19 protein-coding genes are annotated in these 21,879 nt (G+C 42.4%); 5 read left to right on the forward strand and 14 right to left on the reverse strand.

Translation table 11 applies throughout. The features are described from left to right. Positions 1-119 precede the first annotated feature (119 nt). The 3 genes from queE to HVMH_RS08115 all read left to right on the forward strand — a co-directional run bounded on the left by queE (position 120) and on the right by HVMH_RS08115 (position 2,281). Positions 120-764, forward strand: a complete 645-nt coding sequence (gene queE, locus HVMH_RS08105; RefSeq protein ID WP_029909791.1) for a 7-carboxy-7-deazaguanine synthase — start codon at positions 120-122, stop codon at positions 762-764. A gap of 105 nt (positions 765-869) precedes the next feature. Continuing rightward, positions 870-1,538, forward strand: coding sequence for a DUF6475 domain-containing protein (locus HVMH_RS08110; protein WP_029909793.1), 669 nt, complete (start codon positions 870-872; stop codon positions 1,536-1,538). Positions 1,539-1,543: 5 nt separating this feature from the next. Further along, on the forward strand, positions 1,544-2,281 hold the full coding sequence (locus HVMH_RS08115; protein ID WP_029909796.1) for a hypothetical protein: 738 nt from the start codon (positions 1,544-1,546) through the stop codon (positions 2,279-2,281). 49 nt (positions 2,282-2,330) lie between these two features. On the opposite strand, the gene HVMH_RS08120 is transcribed toward HVMH_RS08115, so the two are convergent. The 9 genes from HVMH_RS08120 to HVMH_RS08160 form a co-directional block, all read right to left on the reverse strand. Continuing rightward, positions 2,331-2,621 (reverse strand): hypothetical protein, encoded by a 291-nt coding sequence (locus HVMH_RS08120; RefSeq protein ID WP_035628853.1) that lies wholly within the window; start codon positions 2,619-2,621, stop codon positions 2,331-2,333. A gap of 37 nt (positions 2,622-2,658) precedes the next feature. Then, entirely contained in the window at positions 2,659-3,351 is a 693-nt protein-coding gene (locus tag HVMH_RS08125; protein ID WP_029909802.1) for an LPP20 family lipoprotein, read from the reverse strand. A 15-nt stretch (positions 3,352-3,366) separates the two neighbouring features. Next, a complete protein-coding gene (locus tag HVMH_RS08130) occupies positions 3,367-3,615 on the reverse strand; it encodes a hypothetical protein (protein ID WP_029909805.1) in 249 nt (82 codons plus the stop codon). Positions 3,616-3,629: 14 nt separating this feature from the next. Next, entirely contained in the window at positions 3,630-4,856 is a 1,227-nt protein-coding gene (locus HVMH_RS08135; RefSeq protein ID WP_029909808.1) for a hypothetical protein, read from the reverse strand. A 41-nt stretch (positions 4,857-4,897) separates the two neighbouring features. Further along, positions 4,898-6,391, reverse strand: a complete 1,494-nt coding sequence (locus HVMH_RS08140) for a penicillin-binding protein activator (RefSeq protein ID WP_155837661.1) — start codon at positions 6,389-6,391, stop codon at positions 4,898-4,900. A gap of 63 nt (positions 6,392-6,454) precedes the next feature. Then, positions 6,455-9,100: an aminopeptidase N gene (gene pepN / locus HVMH_RS08145; protein WP_029909813.1), complete on the reverse strand. Its 2,646-nt coding sequence runs from the start codon at positions 9,098-9,100 to the stop codon at positions 6,455-6,457. Positions 9,101-9,196: 96 nt separating this feature from the next. Continuing rightward, positions 9,197-9,766, reverse strand: coding sequence for a peptidoglycan-associated lipoprotein Pal (gene pal, locus HVMH_RS08150; protein WP_029909815.1), 570 nt, complete (start codon positions 9,764-9,766; stop codon positions 9,197-9,199). A 132-nt stretch (positions 9,767-9,898) separates the two neighbouring features. Further along, on the reverse strand, positions 9,899-10,102 hold the full coding sequence (locus tag HVMH_RS08155; RefSeq protein WP_029909818.1) for a hypothetical protein: 204 nt from the start codon (positions 10,100-10,102) through the stop codon (positions 9,899-9,901). A gap of 121 nt (positions 10,103-10,223) precedes the next feature. Then, entirely contained in the window at positions 10,224-10,958 is a 735-nt protein-coding gene (locus HVMH_RS08160) for a cyclic nucleotide-binding domain-containing protein (RefSeq protein WP_029909821.1), read from the reverse strand. 567 nt (positions 10,959-11,525) lie between these two features. On the opposite strand from HVMH_RS08160, the gene HVMH_RS08165 reads away from it, so the two are divergent. Then, on the forward strand, positions 11,526-12,728 hold the full coding sequence (locus tag HVMH_RS08165) for a PfkB family carbohydrate kinase (protein WP_029909824.1): 1,203 nt from the start codon (positions 11,526-11,528) through the stop codon (positions 12,726-12,728). Between the two features lie 66 nt (positions 12,729-12,794). Here the strand turns inward: HVMH_RS08165 and rlmB are convergent, their stop codons facing one another. The 3 genes from rlmB to HVMH_RS08180 all read right to left on the reverse strand — a co-directional run bounded on the left by rlmB (position 12,795) and on the right by HVMH_RS08180 (position 17,562). Continuing rightward, positions 12,795-13,532: a 23S rRNA (guanosine(2251)-2'-O)-methyltransferase RlmB gene (gene rlmB / locus HVMH_RS08170; protein WP_029909827.1), complete on the reverse strand. Its 738-nt coding sequence runs from the start codon at positions 13,530-13,532 to the stop codon at positions 12,795-12,797. 22 nt (positions 13,533-13,554) lie between these two features. Then, entirely contained in the window at positions 13,555-15,882 is a 2,328-nt protein-coding gene (gene rnr / locus HVMH_RS08175) for a ribonuclease R (protein WP_051623211.1), read from the reverse strand. Positions 15,883-16,158: 276 nt separating this feature from the next. Further along, a complete protein-coding gene (locus HVMH_RS08180) occupies positions 16,159-17,562 on the reverse strand; it encodes a dihydrolipoyl dehydrogenase (RefSeq protein WP_029909832.1) in 1,404 nt (467 codons plus the stop codon). 186 nt (positions 17,563-17,748) lie between these two features. Here HVMH_RS08180 and HVMH_RS08185 point away from each other — a divergent pair, with 186 nt between their 5' ends. Next, the gene (locus HVMH_RS08185; protein WP_081822703.1) at positions 17,749-19,362 is read left to right on the forward strand and encodes an MltF family protein; all 1,614 of its coding nucleotides are present in this window, start codon (positions 17,749-17,751) and stop codon (positions 19,360-19,362) included. Here the strand turns inward: HVMH_RS08185 and thiI are convergent. Next, positions 19,334-20,776, reverse strand: a complete 1,443-nt coding sequence (thiI, locus tag HVMH_RS08190) for a tRNA uracil 4-sulfurtransferase ThiI (protein ID WP_029909837.1) — start codon at positions 20,774-20,776, stop codon at positions 19,334-19,336. The two genes, HVMH_RS08185 and thiI, sit on opposite strands and share 29 nt — an antisense overlap. 29 nt (positions 20,777-20,805) lie before the next feature. Continuing rightward, positions 20,806-21,645: an HDOD domain-containing protein gene (locus HVMH_RS08195; RefSeq protein WP_162174179.1), complete on the reverse strand. Its 840-nt coding sequence runs from the start codon at positions 21,643-21,645 to the stop codon at positions 20,806-20,808. Positions 21,646-21,879 lie beyond the last annotated feature (234 nt).

Genomic DNA, 21,879 nt, shown 5'->3' on the forward strand with positions numbered 1-21,879 from the left:
CCAGACATTGTTATAATCTCGCCCTACGAAATAATTTAAAAAATAGTGTCAAATTATAGCACTTTACACCTAGGCCAAGAACAAAAATCACCGCGCAAAACACAAGAGTTTGAGACCTTATGAGCTACAGAATCAAAGAAGCATTTTACTCTTTACAAGGTGAAGGTTTTCACACTGGAAGGCCTGCTATTTTTTGCCGATTCAGTCATTGTAACTTGTGGACTGGAAAAGAAGCTGACCGTGAAACTGCCGTATGCCAATTCTGTGACACCGATTTCATTGGTGAAAACGGCCAAAACGGCGGTCGCTTTAAAGATGCCGATGCGCTCTTAAAGCACTTACTGAAACTCTGGCCGACAAATACTGATGTACACCCATTCATTGTATTAACTGGTGGTGAGCCGTTACTACAGGTCGATAAAGCCCTTATTGACACCTTCCATACGCAACAGGTTGAAATTGCAGTTGAGACCAACGGCACACTAAAAGCGCCAGCAGGATTAGATTGGATATGTGTCAGCCCAAAGGCCAATGCACCAATCATTCAAGACATTGGCCATGAAATGAAGCTTGTGTACCCGCAGAAAGAAAGGTCACCTGAAGATGTCGAAAACCTCGACTTCAAGTTCTTCTACCTACAACCAATGGCGGATACAGATCCAGCTGTCACAGAAAAGAACAGGCGCGCCGCAGTAGACTATTGCTTACATCACCCCCAGTGGAAGCTAAGTCTACAGACACACAAAATATTAAACATTGACTAAGCGCCACTCATTTCAAACGCCAGGTCTTTTTTTGCTAAAATAAAAAAACACACCCTTTACAAATTCAACATTCAAAATACACAAAATCTGCCAGGTTGGGTCATTATGCAAGTTCAAGACATGGAAAAGTTCTCTCAAATCCTGAAATGGGTATTTGCATATTATGAAAAAGAATTAACCGACCTGACGTTTGAAATGTACTGGAATGGTTTAAAAGACTATTCTATTGATGAAGTTCAAGCAGCTTTCAACGCTCACCTGCAACACCCCGAAGACGGGAAATGGTGGCCAAAAGTTTCCGATATCATCAAAAACTGTAAAGGCGGCACGCAAGACAATGCCCTTAGAGCTTGGAATGAAGTTGAAACGGCAATTCGTCGTGTAGGTGGCTATCAAGACGTGGTTTTCCACGATCCTTTAATACATCAGATCATTCATAAAATGGGCGGATGGATTGCGCTATGCGACATACCGGATGAAAAATCTCTGGTGTTCAAAGCCAATGAATTCAAGAATGCTTATCGAGCCCTTTATGCAACCCCACAACAATTGCAACCACCCGTTGAATTGACCGGCATTATCAACGCCCAAAATGCAAAAATCAAAGGCGCTAAAAAACAACCACCCGTTTTAATTGGTGACCCTGAAAGAGCAAAAGAAGTTTTAAGCCAACTCCAAGCACCGGAAAATCTGGTCACTATCAGCCATGCCGCCGTTAAGGCAGCAAAAAGTCTTGGTGCTAAGCTAAACGCTAACCAAGACCAATCGGCTTAATTTTGATGAAATTGCATTTTGACGCCAACATTGCCGAAAAGATTGGTTTGAACGAAGCCATTTTCATCGGTTGGTTGCTTGAAGAGTACGATGAAGCACCGACACGCACTGAAAAGCTACTTGAAACCTTTAAGTTCTGGTCGGAAGAAATCCTATACCAGTGTCTTGCAGGCTTAGAATCCAGAAAACTGATCGTGGTTCAGCGAACCCCCCAAGGGGACTGCATTTTTGCTATCAACCACCCTCAACTACAAGCGAAATTCGACATAGAAATCAAGCATATCAACGCGCCATCGACAGGTGTAGTACTGGATAATAACTTAAAAAAACACCTACTCAGATTTCAGTCGACTGACACGCTTTTGAACAAGAAACTAACTCAATTGCTGCAACAAAACACTCAAGAGTTATTGGACTACGCCATTTCCGAAGGTCTATCCCAAGAAATTGCCGCCATGTCTTTTGACAAGTTCTTACACTATGTTTCAGCCAATCCTGATCGATTTTGGAATACGGATCTTACGTCATACTGGCGATTCTGGGTCAGTAACAGCAAAGAAAAACAAGGTATTTCTCACTCCGGTGGTACAGCACAAACGGGCAAACGTTCCGCCATTGAAAGAAGTAATGACCATGCGGCATCTAACTGGTTAAAGAAAAAATCTCAGCCTAACCAGACACAACTACACACTTCTGTCCAAATCTCTCATTCACAATCTTCAGACACAAAAAAACCGACTTAAACATGCGCTTAAGTCGGTAGCTTTTTGAATAAAACAGTTTGTTACATTGCTACGGAAAAGAATAGCTATTTTGAGGGTTATCGGGCTTATGCTGACGCTTTGATTCGTCGGCCATAAACTGCTCAACTTTTTTCTTGAGTCGATGAATCTCCTGCAATCCTTGATCTAGCCTTTCTGATTGCGCAGCATTCTCGCTTTTTTGCTGCTGAATCTCCTTACCTAGTTTGTAGGTTTTGCTCTCAAGGATGCGGACTCGAGTACTGATACTCGCAGCTTCCGCAACACCCTGCACAATCATCAGACCCGCAAGCAACAAGACTATAAGGGTTGGTTTTTTCATGTAACCCATCTCCCTGAGTTTGTTGTGTTATTTGCTATTATCGACCGTCAACAGTTTGGCAGTTATAACCATTTCCACACAAGTTACTTGCTTCTACTGGCTCTTGGTTACAGCTTCCATTTGGACAATTCGTGTAGACAAAGTGGTTATTGAAGAATCCGCGATCCACATACACTTCCAAAATGGTTTCATAGTTATTATCAGGCATTGGTGTCACGCTAACAACTCGCGCACCTTTAACAATCGCATTCACTCTAGCACGGAAGTTATCATTTCTTGCCGTCAACGTAGACATTTGCGTGTTACTGTCAATTTTCACACCATACAACTGTTCAGCAAGTGAACGGTAGGCATCCAACTTAGAAGCACGAATCGCCATCAAACGTCTTTGCCCAGGTGTATAACCTTCATAAGAACTTTCAGAACCAAATCCTGTGCCTGTGATTTTAATCAACTGAGGCTGACGTGGTGGCTGAGATTGTTGATTAGACTGCGCTTGCTTCATTTGATCGCTTTGAGCTTTATCGTCTGCTTTAGAAGCATCACCAGCCTTAGCCGCATCATCAGAGGAGGTCACATCCGTTTTTGCAGACATTGAATCCTGCGCCACGACTGGCGTTACTGGCGCCATCGCAGGCTGCGATGGTTCAACCGTTGGCTGGCTTGAACAGCCGGCAAGTAATGCCGCACCAAGCAAACCAATAAACATAATTAGAGTTTGTTTTTTCATGACATTTTCTCCGTTTTATTCAAAAATTGTTTGTTTTTTATATGTTCTATGAGTAATCCAACCTTGGGACAACTCTTGTGCTGTCTTGTCTTTAAGTCGCATACTAGCTTTTAGCTCATCAATAGACCTTACATCGCCAGGCTGATAATGATAAGGAACCAGCTTGGTTTCATAGTAATCCGGCACTTGATAAGTTGCTGTTGTGCTGCACCCGCTGCCTAACAGAACCATTAAAGCTAAAACCATGCCGAACAACCGTTTCATGCTTCACTCCCTACCTAATATGTATAGGCATCATTATTTTTGTAGCCACCACTTGGTGGATATTGATAAGGACTGTTTTGAGCCGGAGCATGCGGTGCAGGAGAAGGCTGATGAGGCTTAGTCGTTCCCGGGATATTAAGGTTGTGCGTACTGTGCGAACCTGTCGTCGCGCCTTTTTTGCCAGTAACAGCTGGTGCCTTTTCAACTTTCTCGGAAACCAATTGTTTCTCAACCGACTTAATACTCTTCAACAACAACTTATAGTCGGATTGTAATTTTTTCACACGCTGATTGATTTCGTAGATGCGTCTCTGCGCACTTGTCATCTGAGCGCCAACGCGATCCAACTTAGCCGCCAACTCAGGTGCAACCTTCGGTTCTTGAGCTGTAGCAGCAGGCTCAGCAGGTTTAACGGCAGCTTGCGCTTTTTCATGACTATCTTTTGTATCCGCAGTTTTTTGAAGACTGCCGGTGCCGGTTTCAATCTTAGCGATATCACCATTAAGTTGCTCTAATTGGAAACTAATAGCATCCAGCTTCTTATCAAGTGTCTTCAATGTTTTTTCCGATGCATTGGTATGCATTAACGATTGCATTGAGTTCGCTTCAATGCCATTGATCTTGTCCATTGTCTCTTTACTTAAGTCGTTTCCAGACGATAATGCTGCCCAAATGCCAACCCCTATCGTCACAACCACTAAAAAGATTATGATTGAGCTGAAGGTAATAATTAATTTCTTTATCGCGTCCATGTCAGGGCCTTTAATTGCGTTATTTGCCTTTTGTGCCTGTGCTGCTTGCGCACGCTTCTCTAGAATGTCTTCTGCCTTATGCTCCATTGCATTGGGAGCATCCTTTCCTTGAATTGCACTCAATGTGTCGACCTGTGGCGGTTCTGAGACAGGAGCTGGTTCCGGTGGTTCTACAGGCGCTTCTGGTTCCAGCACTGGCTCTGGTGCCGGCGCTACTGTCTCTTCTGCCTGAATACCTGATACGTCCAGATCTCCATCAAGCTCATCAAGTAATCCAGCTGTTGGATCTTCTTCCGCTGTTTCTTCTACCGCCCAATCTTCTGGAACATCTTCTGCATCAGGTAATTCTCCCCCCTCGACTGCAGGGGTCGCTGATGCCTCCTGTTCAGGCTTGGGTTCTTCTGCAACTGATTCCAACTCTGCTTCGTCAAGCAAAGCATCAATACTGTCCAAGTCGTTAGGATCAACGGTATTGTTTACTTGTGCCACTTGCTAACCTCTAGCATTCCAAAAAATAGTTATTTATCTAATTACGGGAGTTGAACAACAGAGAAACTACCTTTGTTCAACCAAAATTCTTCTGGCAAAATGGTGGCAGATCGATGTTCATCTAACATCACTTCACCAAGTATTGAAGGTAAACTTCTCACGCTTGAGTCGTTTATCGACTGAGCAACTTTTGCCGCTAAGCTTCCAAAAGCATGAAAAATGCCAACTTGCTGTTCACTTTCCAAACTCCCCTTTGCATAAGCCCGAACTTGATCGGCAAAATATCTAGGTAACAAAGCATAGGTGTTACGCCAATACGACATACTTTTGTTAAAGTCCTTCACAGTGGGTAACTTGCTTGGCAACCAATAGTGTTGAACGGTACCAAGGTGATAAAAGTTAAGCAAAGGAGAAACCTGAACTCCTTGACGCGCGGAGACGAAAGAAACAACTACATCCAAGTCTTGCCTTGAACGCTCATCGAAATGCAACTTGTGCTTGATGACTTTTTGCAACCAGCTTTTTCGAATATTAGACTGACTGGCATTTACCAAATGCCCTACTGCCTGATCCATACTTTTATCGACTTGCTGAATATGGATTCTAAAACTTCTGGTCGTATCAGGATGTTTCTCAACATAGTCCGACCAAAAAGTTTCAAAAGACTTTAACAAATCTTGAGAAGCCTGCGAGGAATCAACTATCACAGAAACTCCTTTAAATTGATGTTCCACCAATTGCTTCACCAAAACAGGCACATAACCTTCTCTACTTAAACTCAGGCAGCGAACATAACTCTTTGGGTTATCTATTTGATTCAGCAACAATGTCGGCACTTGAGTATCTAGGTCATTGAGCACCTGTGCTTTACCTGGCCTTAAGGGACCGATAATAAAAGTAGGTTGAGTCAACTTCATAAGATTCCACAGTTCCAACATAGAATCGAAAACTTCTGTATCGTAGAACTTCAGCTTAGTGTTTGGAAAACCTTCCTGGATACCTTTCTGAATAGCCAAACCTATTTCACTGTAGTCACCAGTCAAGGGCAATAACACAGCGATATTTTGCGCACCGAATTTAAAAGGCAATGCATCATTGGCTTCTTGAGGAGAAACCAATGGTGACTGTTGAAGATATTGCTGCAAGCTTTCAATGCGCAACTGCATTTCCGGCGAAATCAGTGCCTTATCGACGGCCCCGAGAGAATCCAAGTAAGCTCTTACATGTGAAGGAATGCCATTCTTTCTCGCCAACTCAGCTTTAAGCAAAAGTATTTCGGCGTCTATACGCTTGATTTGTTGATCTAATGGAAGTTTTGTACTATCAGGAGTGTTTTGCTTTTGTATATCGCCAGATAGCGCCTCTGAAATACCTTCTGCTTTTTTTTCACCAACGTGAACACCTTCACTAGACTGTTTATCTGAAGACTCCGTCGGTGAAAGATGGATAGGGTCGTTATAGATTCGCACCTGTGGATTGGCAAAAATTGCCGCTGAAAACAACGCTATCAACAGCAGACTCAGCCATTTCGTCACAAACAATCTGTATGTTTTGAAGAATCCCTTCAATGGTGCCAACCTTTTATGATTTCCGTACCCCTACTTTAAAGACTTGGAAACGATTTCATAAACATCTTTAGACAAGCTCCCACTCTCAATCAATTTGGTGAGCTGGCTTTTCATTTTTTCTTGCCTAGCAACATCATAACGCTTCCACTGGGTAAACGGACTGACTATACGCGCAGCGACTTGTGGGTTTATTTTATCGAGTTTCAGCACTTCTGATGCCAAAAAAGCATAACCCTCGCCCGAAGCATGGTGAAACCCTTTCATATTCATGCGCCCGAAAACACCTAACACACTTCTTGCTCGATTCGGATTGGTATAGTGAAAATCCGCATGCTCAACGAGAGATTTCACCAAATCCAGTGCACTGTCAGATTGGTCAGATGCTTGCAGAGCAAACCACTTATCCAACACCAAATCATCGTGATTCCATTTGTGGTAAAAATCTGCCAGGTTGGCCTTTTTCCACACAGAATCATAAGGCTTCATTGCCTCAAGAGCAGCAAATACATCTGTCATATTTGATTGTTGATCAAACTGAGTCTGCATCCAATCTTGTTGGGCTGGTAATTTTGACAAATAGTTCAAACAACGGTTTTTCAACATTCTGTGTGCAATAGCATCTTTATCATAACGATAAGCTTCAGAGCTTTGCATTTGTTGGTATATCGCCAGCAATGAAGATTCAAATTTTTCAGCAATCGTTTGTTTCATATAGCCATAAACTGCCAAAATACTATCGGTATTGATCAACATACCTTTATCTGACAAGGCTTCCTGTAAATAGCTTTCATCCGGCAACGTAATGGCAAGAGACTTTAAAGCCAAATCAAGTGATGTATCCGCAAGATTACTTTCCAAGGCTTTGGCGTAGTATTCGGACAATACCATTTCTCGGTTATCTTCGACCGCCTGCACATTTTCAATCAAATTCATCAACGCCAAGGTTTGAATAGACTCCCAGCGCACAAAACTGTCAGAATCATAGGACGCCAACGCAACCAACTCATCCTGTGTACAGGCATAATCCAACAAAATTGGCGCGGAGAAACCACGGAACAACGAAAGATATCCTTCTTCTTCGACACCTTGCAGAACCAATGATTCATCATGTTTGGTCAACTCGAATAACCAACCATTGTCCGCGCGTGAGCAACGCGACTGATCTACTTCAGAAAGCGAAAACGACAACGCGGCTTCATTGCTTGGCGACAATACGTCAAACACCACAGGAATCAATAAAGGCAAGTGCTCTTGCTTTCCGTTCAAGGTTTGTTTGAATGACAACGACAAGGTTTTATTGCCAGCATCATATTGCTTAGTCACCGTTACCTTTGGCGTGCCAGGCTGAATGTACCAATGATGCATTTGCGACAAGTCACGTTGATTGGCATCCGCCATCGCATTACGAAAATCTTCCACCGTAACCGCTTGTCCATCAAAGCGGTCAAAATACAAATCCATCCCTTTTCTAAAGCCATCTCGCCCCAGCAAGGTTTGATAAAGGCGGACCACTTCAGCACCTTTTTCATAAACCGTCATGGTGTAAAAGTTGTTCATTTCAATATAGGATTGCGGTTGGATTGGATGCGACATAGGACCCGCATCTTCCGGAAACTGGAAGCTGCGCAAACGCTTAACATCTTCTATTCGCTTCACTGCGGGAGACAACATATCAGAAGTAAACTCCTGGTCTCTGAAAATAGTCAAACCTTCTTTTAGTGTTAGCTGAAACCAATCCCGGCAAGTAACACGATTTCCTGTCCAGTTATGAAAATATTCATGAGCAATAACCGACTCAATGCCTTCAAAATCAACGTCTGTCGCTGTTTCTGGCTTAGCAAGCACAAACTTGGAATTGAAGACATTCAACCCCTTGTTCTCCATCGCCCCCATGTTGAAATCATCAACAGCAACAACCATGTAAACATCAAGGTCATAAATTAATCCAAAACGCTCTTCATCCCATTTCATTGATTTCTTCAATGAAGCCATGGCATGATCACATTTATCTAAATTGTTTTCTTGCACATAAAGCCTTAAATCAACGCGTCTTGAGTCCTTGGTTTCGAAATGACCTTCAACCACTTCAAGGTTACCCGCAACTAGCGCAAATAAATAACATGGCTTTTTATGAGGGTCTTCCCATACAGCAAAGTGTTTACCACCTTCTAGCTCACCAAATTCAATCAAGTTCCCATTCGACAGCAAAACCTTGTTTTCACATTCATCACCAATAATCTTAGTTGTAAAGTAACTCAAACAATCGGGCCTATCCAAATAATAGGTAATGGTTCTAAAGCCTTCTGCTTCGCACTGAGTACAGTAGTTACCACTTGAACGATACAATCCTTCCAAACGCGTATTCGCTTCAGGATTGATTCTGGTTTTCACCACCAGTTCAAACTGCTGTTCCGGGCAGTTCAGCGTCAAGTCGGTTTCTGTCAAATAAAAGTCTTCCTGATCCAATATCTTGCCATCTTTTTCAATCGACACCAGTACTAGATGTTCACCATCCAGCTTTAATTGGGATTGATCCGTCTTACGGACAAACTTCATTCTATTGGTCACCAAGGTTTCCGAAGGATCCAGTTCAAACGTTAAATCAACGGATTCGATTTCAAAATCAAGTGGACGATAATCTTTTAGGAAAATTTCTTTTGGTTGTTGTATAGACATGTTCAGATGAGACTTAAGTAAATATTGTTAAAAAAAAAGCCTTCCTACCACTGCTGCAGTAGAAAGGCTTTTCAGCTTGTTTTAGCGAATTTTCAATTAATATGAAAACGCAGCTCTACGGTTTTTAGCCCATGCAGCTTCTGTATGTGCTGGGTCAACAGGGTTTTCTTCACCATAGCTGATAACATTGATTCGGCTTGGGCTTACACCTTCAGCGATCAAAGCATTCTTAACAGCATTAGCACGTCTTTCACCTAGAGCCAAGTTATACTCTGGCGTTCCACGCTCATCACAATAACCTTTGATTGTTACCTTAGCTTCGGTATTCAAAGACATGTAATCAGCATTCATTTTGATGATGTTATAGAAATCAGGCTTGATTTCAGAACGGTCGAAGTCGAAGTGAACCACTTGACCTTGTAACGCTGCAAACAACTGAGAAGCTGTTTTGCCATCTGCATTAGTTGGCTCAGAAGCTTTTTCGTCAGTTGCTGCACTTGCTGTTGCTTGATCAGAAGTTGCAGTTGAAGCTGCACCATCGCCAGAAGCTGCTGCTGCAGTTGAAGCTGTTGAATCGTCGTCTTTAGATGGCGTTGAAGAACACCCAACTAAAGTTAACCCTAAGAACGCGACCAAAAACAGTTGTTTAAGTGATGATGCAGACATTGTCCTTCCTCTCTAGAATTTGAATAAAATATGCAAAAACATAAGTAGTTGTTATCTTACCCAAAAACAAATGTGTTTAACAAGAAAATCCTTACAAATTTAAGACTTTCTTACTAAACACCGAAAAGACTGCTATTTTTTGCTTCCGTAGTTCTCATAACTTGGGTTAGTGCTAGAGATGTCGGCATTGGAAACATCATTTGAAGATGGTCCATAAATCACATGCTGTTGCTGTGCATTATTGGAAGCTGGTTTAGTTTCTGCATTTGAACACCCCACTAAAGATGCTGTCAAAAACAAAGATGCCAAACTCACTTTAAGAAACGAACGTAACATAAACAATCTCCTTATTGTCGTATTGTAAAAAAGACAACTGTAATATTAACGCTGTGCCTTACAACAAGATTGGAGATAGCTTCAATAAAACCTTAAGGAATTCTGCGAACGGACCGAGAGACTACTCAGAGCAGATTAATGCATCTTCTCCAGCAAACTCTTTTAAATGCTCTTCATTCAAGATTGTGATTTCTTTCTTTTTCCAGTTCAGAACATTTAGTTTGTTGAACTTCGCCAGAATGCGAGACACGGTCTCCGGCGTCAGATTCAAATAGCTTGCCACATCTCTATGCAGAATATTTAAACGGAATTTCGTGTGAAGATAGCCTCGAGACTTATATTTCAGAGACATCGACCATATAAAATAAGCCAATCGCTGTTCAGCAGTTTTTTGCGTCAGCAATGAAGTGTACATGCGACTACCGACAATTTCCTGACTCATCAAACTAAATATCTGACTATATAGGTTAGGAACCTGCGTTGCCAAATCGGAAAGTTGACCATAAGGGATTTCACACACCGTGGTGACATCCAAGGCTACCGCGTAAAACTGATACTCCTGATAAGCAATTGAGTCCATCCCAACAATATCGCCAGGTAAATAGAAACCGTGAATGACTTCCAAATTATTATGATCGTAGGAAAAGAGCTTCACCGCTCCCGCTCTGACTGCAAACAAAGAAGTAAACTTTTCACCTTCTTTGAATAGATATTCCCCCTTTGAAAGAGATGGCTTGCGATTCACTAACTCATCTAACTGAGATAAATCCGTATCATGAAGTCCGTTAGCAAAACAAATGCGCTGTAACCCGCAATTTGCGCAATTAGCAGTATAATGAATGGCAATATTTCCCATAAGCGAATTCTTAACCTAAATCAATTTTCTCCAAATACTCGCGCTATTTTAGCAAAATCAAAATTGTACAGATTACTTAGTTCACAAAAATATGAAAAACGCCTCACCAAAGTTTTCAAAAAACGATATGCACCATTATATGTTGATAGAAAAACTCTCTTTTTCGATTAAGAAATTTAATTGTAAAAAGTGTTGTTACAACAAATCATCTGAGACGACCTAGCAGGCTGATTAATTTTTAATCACTTTAAAAAAGATTAACGAATTTTAGGCACTTACCAATCAACGGGGTAATTTTAACCACAAAGTTATCCACAGGTTTTGTGGATGAAAAAACATAAGTACTTTCAACACACAAAACATTAAAAAAAATACAAAAGAAATTATATATCAATAGGTTATAGTATTTTTCTAGAATACAACGCCAATAAAAAAACTAATTTTCAAAAAACACTGTCAAGCATTTTCTTAAATTTATTCACCGCTTCGTTTTGGTGCGTATTCTCGTTCCAAGAAAATTGGGTTGTGTTAAAATTCGTGCCAAATTTGAATTTTCTCGAGGTATTTATGGCAAAAATTTTAGGTATAGGAAATGCAATCCTAGACGTCATCCTAACCACAGCGCATTACCCAAGGGAAGATGAGGAACTTAGAGCCTCTGAGCGTCAGTTTCAGGTGGGCGGTAATGTCTGTAATTCTCTTTATGTTTTGAGCCAGCTTGGACACGACACAACTATCGCAACCACCATTGCCAGTGACGATGCTTCAAAACAGTTGTTAAATGGCTTAAAAGCTCGACAAATACAAACTGAACACACTCAGAGATTCATTCAAGGACAAACCCCCACTTCCTATGTCATTCTCAATCAAGAGAACGGCAGTAGAACCATCACCCACTTTCGTGATCTGCCGGAGCTAAGTTTTGATTTCTTTGCCAAAATCGAAATAGAAGAATATGACTGGTTACATTTTGAAGGGCGTAACCTGGAACATCTTCCAGGAATGATGAACATCGCCAAGACCTTTTTAACCCATCAGCCTATTTCACTGGAAGTTGAAAAGGCGCGAGACGGCATTGAGCAACTCTTCCCTCAAGCAAACCTGTTAATCTTTTCTCACCACTATGCTGGCCAAAAGGGATATAAGGATGCGACAAGCCTACTGAAAGACATCAAAACTCAAGCGCCAAACAGTCACTTAGTATGTGCTTGGGGCAAGGACGGTGCATGGTTCTGTCCGGCAGGGGGCAATATCTCGCACCAGTCAATCCATGAAATTCCACAAACGATTGATACCCTCGGTGCCGGAGACACCTTCAATGCTGCATTAATTGACGCATTGATTCAAAAACAAGATTTAGCAACTGCTGTGGATACCGCATCCAAACTTGCTGCAAGAAAATGCCAGCAATTCGGGTTCGATAACCTATTGACAGAAATCAAAGAAAAACAGCCGCTAGCAAATGTTAACCAAGTCAACAACTCGAAAGTACTGATTGTGCCTTGTGCAGATTTGCCTCACTCGGTTATTTTGATTAAGCATGAAGATCAGGTTAAGGCATACCAGAACAACTGCCCTCATCAAGATGTACCGCTAAACGAAGCTTATAAGGTAGACGTTAATCCATTTGAAAAAACGATGAAGTGCTCTGTACACGATGCCTTCTTCTCAATTGAAGATGGTGTGTGCATTGAAGGTCCGTGTATCAATGACGAACTAGAGATCGTCGCTATTGAGATAGATGATAAAGGCGATATTTATCTCGCCTAAAACAGATTAAAATTGGGGTGGTTCATACCTCCCAACCTGGCAGATTTCTTATCTGAAGGATTTTAATTATTTTGCTAAATGACGTTGTCGATAGACTTCGTACAAAGTTACACCTGTTGCAACAGAAACATTCAAACTTTCCACACTTCCTACCATCGGAATGGCAGCAAGATGGTCACAGCTTTCACGAGTCAGCTTTCTCAAGCCGGTGCCTTCAGCTCCCATCACCAAACCAACAGAACCCTTAAAGTCCATATCGTAAATGGTTTGATCCGTTTCGCCTGCCAGCCCTGTCATCCACATGCCTTTTTGCTGCAAGTCTTTCAAGGTTCTTGCAAGGTTTGAGACAACAACCAACTTGACTGTCTCTGCGGCGCCACAAGCAACTTTACGAACGGTTGCATTCAACCCAACAGAATTATGCTTTGGAATCACCACTGCATCCACACCGGTAGCGTCTGCTGTGCGCAGAATAGCTCCTAAGTTATGCGGATCTTGTACCTCATCCAAAAATAGAAATACCGGATTGTTGATTTCTTCAACCATTTTGACAAGGTCAGATTCGGTTAGGTCTGCTTGCTTGGCAACCAAAGCGATGACCCCCTGATGAACGCCTTCAACCTGATTGAAAAAAGACTTGGCCTCTGTGTTAACCGTTACGTCCAAACGCTTGGCTTGATCCACCAATGCTTGCACGCGCTTGTTTAGAGGCCCCTTTTGCACCGACAACGCATAAATAAGATGCGGCGATTGCTTCAGCAACTTTTCAATTGCATGAATACCAAATAGCTGTTCTTGCTTCATCTTAAATCAGGCTCAAGCATTATCAAGACTGAGCCGGCTTCTTACCGCCTTTTTTACGGTAATAACGTTTCTTCTTGCGCTTTTTAGGTTGCTCTTCATCGTTCTGATCTTCAGGAGCGGCATCTATATCTTCGCCTTCCGTCAGGCTGGTAATGAATCGTAAATCTACTTTACGCTCATCCAAATCTACTTTGGCGACCTGTACGCGAATACGATCCCCTAAACGATAAACCTTTCCTGTACGCTCACCTTTCAGGCAATGACGAGACTGATCGTAATGGAAATAGTCTTCTCCCAACTCAGTGATATGCACCAAACCTTCGACATACAAGGAATCCAGTTCTACAAACAAACCAAAGTTGGTGGCTGCAGAAATGGTTGCATCATACTCTTCTCCCAAACGATGAGATAAGAACTCACATTTCAAGAAGGTAACTGCATCACGCGTTGCTTCATCAGCTCGACGTTCAGTGCCCGAGCAATGCTCACCAAAGGTTTTCATATCCGCTTCGGAATATTCATAAGTTTCAACAGGCTTTTTCTGCCAAGCGAAACGAATCGCGCGGTGAATCAACAGGTCTGGGTAACGACGAATTGGCGACGTAAAGTGCGCATAGTTCTCGTAGTTCAAACCAAAGTGACCGAGATTGTCAGGCTGGTAAACCGCTTGGTTCATGCTACGCAACAACACTGTTTCAACAATGTGACTGTAAGGTTTGCCCTGAACTTTCTCAGCAACTGCCGCAAAGTCTTCAGCGCTTGGGTCATCGCCCCCTTCCAAGAACAACCCGAAGTCACCCAAGAATGTTCTTAGGTTATTCAGTTTTTCTTCAGAAGGTTTTTCGTGTACACGATAAAGAATCGGAATCTTATGCCACTTAAGGTAACGAGCCGTCGCCACGTTAGCCATCAACATACATTCTTCAATCAATTTATGAGCATCGTTACGATGCACTGGAACGATTTCTTTAATCTTACGAGCATCATCGAACACAATTCTTGTTTCAACAGTATCAAACTCTAAAGCGCCGCGGCTTTCACGCGCTGTCTTCAGTATTTGATAAAGATCGTTCAAATCTACCAGGTTGGGTACCAAGTCTTTGAAAGTATCACGATGCTCACTCTGATCATTGGTCAGAATGTCGTGAACCTGATTATAGGTCAACCTAGCTTTCGAATGCATCACCGCATCATAAAACTGTGTGCGTTCAAGCTTACCTTCATCGTCAATCGACATATCGCAAACCATACACAAACGGTCTACTTTCGGGTTCAAAGAACACATTTCGTTAGACAGTTTTTCCGGCAACATCGGAATAACCTTTTGCGGGAAGTACACTGAGTTACCACGTTCAAAGGCTTCTTTATCCAACACGCTGCCTGATTTGACGTAATGGGAAACATCGGCAATTGCTACCACCAGACGCCACCCTTTTTTGCGACGCTTGGCAAAAACGGCATCATCAAAGTCTTTAGAATCTTCACCATCAATCGTCACCAAAGGCAGACTACGAAGGTCTTTTCTGCCTTCAATTTCCGCTTCTGTCACTTCGTTTGGAATATCATCCAACTCAGCCAACAACTCAGGTGACCACTCATTTGGAATACCATGTGCATAAATCGCTGAATCAATTTCCATTCCCGGCGCCATATAGTCACCGACAACTTCAATGATTTTACCGATGGCACTTGAGCGCTTGGTTGGCTGGTGAATAATTTCCACCATAACGATTTGGCCTTCCGCCGCATCAATCAAACCATCTTGGGGAATGAAAATATCTTGTGCAATCTTACTGTTACTAGGCTGAACCCAAGCTAGCCCGTCCTCATAATGAAGACGACCCAGTACTTTTTCATTGGTGTGTTTTACCACCTCAACGATCATCCCTTCACGTCGACCTTTACGATCGACACCGACAACCGATGCAATGACGATATCGCCATGAAATACTTTATGCATTTCCTTTTCAGAAAGGAACAAGTCTGAACCACCATCTTCCGGCTCAACGAAACCGAAACCATTCGGGTGCCCCAAAACTTTCCCTTTGATCAAATCCATTTTCTGGATAAGGCCAAACGCTCCACGACGGTTTCTTAAAAGCTGACCATCTCGGACCATAGCTTTCAAACGTCGAGACAAAGCTTCGAATCGTTCTTCATCGTCAACTTCCAAGCTGTCGGCGATCTGCTTGATGCGCATTGGCTTTTGCTCTTTTTCAAGCATTTCAATAATGAATTCACGACTAGGAATTGGGTTGTCGTATTTTGACGCCTCCCTATCAGCATGAGGGTCGACGGTAGAATTGTTTGTTTCTGTTGTAGCAGTCTCTTCGTTCACTACTGATTGCATATTTGAAGATTCCTCTGAAGAAAGCTCCAAGGCATTTTGTTTTGTTTCTGACACACTTACTCAACTTTTTATCTTTACGTAGGAAGTTTGTTAAGACAACTCTAAAACATTCCAATCGTTGTCTTGGCTCTCTAATTACTATTCCAAAAAAGAAAGGGGCTTCCAGTTAAAAAAAAGCCTAGCAACGTGCTAGGCCGCGCCTATTATATAACAATTTGTTTTAATTGTAATCTTGATGATTTTTAAACATTTTTGACAAAAAAACTTAAGCCTTCTTTAAGCTCTTTTTGGCATCGCAGAAATCTCTTCCACACTATATAGCTGCTTTGCCAATATCCTAAGTGCCGACTCCAACGCTTCTTCCAAAACCGGGTGATAGAACGGCATATCCAACAGTTCTTTTATCGTCAATTTCTGCGCTACTGCCCAAGCCAATAAATGCGTCAAATGCTCTGCGTTATGCATTACCAGCTCGCCGCCTAGCAAACATCTACTTGATTTGTCAGCATAAAGAACAATGCTACCTTTGTCCTCGTCCATGACAATCGCTCGCCCATTATTTCTTTCCAGATCAAACGCCGCCATGGCACAATTTGACAATTCCAAATCAGAGTAAGAAGTTCCAAACACCCCCACCTGTGGATCGGTAAATGCCACAACTAAAGACGTTTTTCTTTCGTATTCCGTTATGTTTGGATAAGCCATTGCATTTTCTGCCGCAATCGCCCCTTCATGTCCTGCTTCATGCAAAATCGGTCGATAAGTGTTGACGTCTCCAGCAATAAAAATCGGTTTATCACCAACTTGCATTGAATTGACATTAAAAGGTGGCATCCCTCGTTCATTCAACTCAACACCTATATTTTCTATGCCGATTTGGTCAATATTTGGTCGTCTTCCCAATGAAGCTACCACCGCATCGACCTCAAACATATTGTCCCCCAACGTCACCTTAACACCAGACTCTGTTTTCTCCAGTTGTGCTGCCTTTCCGAGATAAATGGGGAACTCTTTGGAAATACATTCATATAACTTAGCCGCTGCTTGGGGTGACTTCACACTGGTCAATGATGGTGCCATTTCAATTCCAATTACCTCAACCCCAATTCGCGACAACGCCTGCCCTAACTCCAATCCGATAATGCCTAATCCGATTACCGCCATTTTTTTGGGCAGGGCTTCCAACTCAAATAAGGTATCACTCGTCAAAAGTCGATCACCCAGCTCTAACCACGGTTGAGGCACAACGGGCCTTGATCCGGTTGCGATAATGATTCTTTCTGCCTGAATCATCTCACCATTAACCTCAACCTGATTATCAGAAATAAACTTCGCATAACCTGTTATTAACTGTTCAGAAGTTAATGTATCGGTACTACCTGCGATCACGCCGCCAGTAAAACGGTCTCTAAAAGCTCTTACACGTTTCAACACCGCCGCATCATCTATGGAAAGCGACTCTGCACCGTTAATACCAAACGCTGCAAACTTTTTTCTGGCATAAAAATGGTCTGCACAATGAATCATCGCTTTTGAAGGCATACATCCCACCCTGGCACAAGTGGTTCCGTAATCACCTCCATTAATCATCAAGAAATCATCTGTCTCTTTACGAATCTTGCCAAGTGCCGTCAACCCGGCTGAACCAGCCCCTATAATTAAATACTTTACTTGCTTCATCGTTCAGACCTCCCCATTCTCAACCCTGTCGAAAGTTGAATCAATTCAATCTGTTTTATTAAATTGAAACATAAAAAAACGGCTAAAAACTCGCTTCATCTTACCAATAGCCGATATTTTGTTCATTGCATTTTTGTGATTTTTAGTAATATGGAGCTTATTGTGTTATATGGGAAATGGATATCTATGCGATTGACGCTTAAGTCTGCGCAGCAAGCCTCATCAAAGCTGCCTAACAGCGCCAAAAATTCGAGCAAGCTAAAGCTTGTCATATCCATTTGCATACTGTTTGGATTTTTGCTTGGCAACATCAACCTTTTGGAAGCCGACACCGATGTTCCAAAACCAAAGGCGATTTACCCGAAATCCTCGATTATTGATAGAATTCAAAAGCCCTTCACCGGTGATTTGGATGCTATACGAAAGCGGAGAATCATCCGGGTACTGGTCAGTCGAACCAAAACCAACTTCTTCTTAACCTCCAAAGGATTCAGAGGGCTAGAACATGATCTACTGGTCGCATATGAATCCTACCTGAACCGCGGCCCACGAAAGCAACGCTACGAAACCCACCTGACATTCATCCCTCTTCCTTTCAGCGAAATCCTGACCAAACTTCAACAAGGCTATGGCGACATTGCCGCTTCTGGTCTTACCATTACCCCCGAACGTCAGAGGCTGGTGGACTTCACCAAACCCTACATTACCAATGTTGAAGAAATTCTGATTTCCAACAAACACGCCCCGCCAATCAAAAGATTGCAGGACTTGGCTGGTAAACAAGTAGTTGTCGTGGGAGACAGCAGTTATATCATCCACTTGGAGAAGCTTAACCAAACGCTTGGGGTACTCGGACTCCCTCCGATTGAAATCGTAAGAGCAGCACCTCTGCTGGAAGCCGAAGATTTGCTGGAGCTGATCAATGAAGGGATTTATGACTACACAGTTGTAGATAGTCACATTGGCGAAATTTGGAGCAAGGTACTTGGTAACATCCAACTTCATCCGGACTTCGTGCTTTACCACAATGGACAGATCGCTTGGGCGATTCAGAAAAACCACCCCAAATTAAAAGCTTCCCTCGATCGATTTATTCAAGCCTATGCTAAACCCGGTCGTTTCCTAGGTAATGCCGTGTACAAAAAGTATTTTGAAGACACCTATTGGATTAAAAGACCCTTAACCCACGACCTGCTGAAAAAGGTGAGATGCCTACAATATTATTTCGAACTCTATGCCGAATACTACGGATTTGATTGGAAGCTCATAGCAGCACTGGCTTACCAAGAGTCTCGCTTCAACCAGAGCAAGAAAAGCAACATGGGGGCTCTCGGAATCATGCAAATCAAGCCCTCCACTGCCAGAGATAAAAATGTAGACATCCACCACATCAACGTGCTCGAAAACAATATTGAAGCCGGAGTGAAATACCTCGCATTTTTAAGAGAACGCTACTTCTCAGACCCCCAGTACTCACCTGAAGACCGTGATAACTTCGCACTAGCCGCTTACAATGCCGGACCGGCAAGAATACAGCAGCTACAAGAAGACGCTCAAAAACATGGATTGAATCCATATAAGTGGTTTTACAACGTTGAGACACTAGCTAGAAACGAGATCGGTAGGGAAACCGTGAACTATGTCACCAGTATTCAGAAAATGAAACTGTTCCTGGCGGCATCAAGACGATTGGAAGAAAACAAACGACTACTTTTAGAGAAAACCTCTCAAAGTAACATTGATGTAAAAACCTTGACAAAAAAGAAAGTGATTAAGAAGAAGCCGGACGATAAACCTTAACTTTGTCGAACCCGTTATCTTTAAGATATTGCGCGTGAAGTTGACTCATCACGCCTTTTTCGCAATAAAGCAGATAGCTTTTCGATTGATCCAGACCTTTAAATTTTTGCTTTAATTCAAAAAATGGAATATTGACCACGCCTTCCAGAGATAATGGGCGGGCCGCAATTTCTTCAGGGCGACGGATATCTATGACCGTTTCATCACCTACCTGATTGACGATTTCAACATTCGCCTGTGCATTTACATCAGCAATGATTTCATGCACCGGTAAAAATACCGCCTCAGAAACCGCTTGGTCGAGCACAGCATAGTCGAACCTAACCTGCTCTTTTTCCATGCGCTTGAATGAACCATGAATAACAGGATTTTTTGAAATCACGCCGCAGTACTCCGGCATGCTTTCAGCGAAATGACGTGTTCCGATTTCATCTGCTATACGCATAATGTTAGGCTTGTCCATCACGGCTAGAGGTCTAAGCACCAGTTTGTCCGTTGCTTTATCAATCAATGCAAGGTTTCTCAACGTCTGACTTGAAACCTGGGCAACACTTTCGCCTGTCACCAACGCATCGATTCCCATTTGATCCGCAATTTTTTCTGACGCCTGCAGCATCAAACGTTTCAACATAACGCCCATATAACCCTCATGGGAAGAGCGGAAGATTTCTTCAACCACACCTTCAAACGGAATAGAAACAAACTGAACACGATGAGAAGAACCGTATTGTCCCCACAAGTAGAGCGCAACCTGCTTAACGCCAATCTCATGGGCAGCGCCGCCTAGATTGAAGAAAATGAAATGTGTCTTAATGCCTCGCTTAATGGTGAGGTAACTGGCTACTGTGGAATCAAAACCGCCTGACATCAACGACAGAATTTCACCTTGGGTTCCAAGTGGAAAACCACCCAACCCCCTATGGCGTGCGGCAATGACATTGACTTGGTTTTGCTGGTATTCCAACTCAACCTTATAGTCCGGTTGATGGAGATCTACCCCTTTTGCGTCACCATGCTCCAGCAGATATCCCCCAATGTAACGCTCCATATCAAAGGATGAAAAATCATGTGTGCCACTGCGTTTAACGCGTACCACAAAGGTTTTGCCTTCAATTTTCGACAATGCGAAGTCTGCGACACGTTTTGCAACTTCATCCAAGGTATCCGCCTCGGATTGAGAGACTTCTAACACCTGCTCAACACCGGGCGTTTGTGTCAACACTTTCAACACAGGGATTCTTTTGTCTTCTGGGGCAAAAACTTCAATTTTGTCCCAAAAGCGTTTTAACTCAATGCTGTCATCAAGTCTTAAAAGTTGCGTTCGCAAATTATCATGAAGTTGACTCACCATCTTTTTCTTGACGGAAGTGCCTTTCACCATAATTTCGGGGAAGAGTTTAATAATAAATTTCATATGTTTTGGAAGGGGGTATTTGTTTGGGATTAGACTAAGCTATTACTCATCAACGAAATTCGGATTTCATCAACAATCTCATCTTCAATCATTAATTCGGTCTGTGCATTCTTTCGCATCAACTTGATTTCATCGCCATTATACTGGTCAAAGCTGGATTCGCCCACAATCGCATTAGCCAATTGCACAATCGCAACCAAAGACTTTGCTCTAGGTTCTTTGATGATACTAAAATCTTTTTGATGGTGCATTAACATCACCTGAGCATACATAGAAGCCAGCTGCCATTTTTTAGCGACTAACAAGCCATACACACCATGATGAGCACCAAATAACTCTATCTCTTTTAGAATACCGGTATAGCAGTTTGTCAAAGTGTTAAAGAATATCTGGGAATAGCCATCAAACTTCATCGACATGATAATAGCACCCGCGTTATGAAACAGGCCTGCCATATAGGCTTCTTCCGGCACAACGCCATCAACCCAACGGCTAAGTTCGGCAGAAACATTCGACACATCCATGGTGTGTTCCAACACCTCATCAAAGACTTTATCAGATACCAATGTTTTAAAGGCCAGACCTGTAATGACTGTTTTTAGTCGCAATAGACCTAAAGACTCAATCGCGCCTCTGATGGTAGTAATTTCATCCGAATCTTTACGTTTGAATTGTGCTTGGTTTGCCAAACGAATCAGTTCACCGGAAAGCACCGTATTGCGAGCGATAATATCGGCAATATCGGCGGTATCTGGAAACTCGGTTTTTTGGAATAATGCCTGCAACTGCATGACTTCGGCAGGCATCGCGGGAATTTCAAACCCTTGCATCTGCTTTGTGGCGGTTTCAAGTTGCTCTTTTAAAGCCATTTTTGTTTTTTTATCCTTACTAACTGCGCCATACATTTAATGTCATTTGCCGTATATTCTACTGTAAACAGGGGTTAAGGCTAAAAATTTAATCACTTAAACTTTTTTCATCCCTATTCATTTTTTTTCAGTTAATCGACAACCGACTAAATAAAAATAGCTCCAAATAATCCAAAAATAAAATAACCCATTGAAATTGTTTAACTTTTAGACGATTTAAAAATTAAATACATC

The organism is Hydrogenovibrio marinus, assembly GCF_013340845.1.
GTDB lineage: Bacteria > Pseudomonadota > Gammaproteobacteria > Thiomicrospirales > Thiomicrospiraceae > Hydrogenovibrio > Hydrogenovibrio marinus.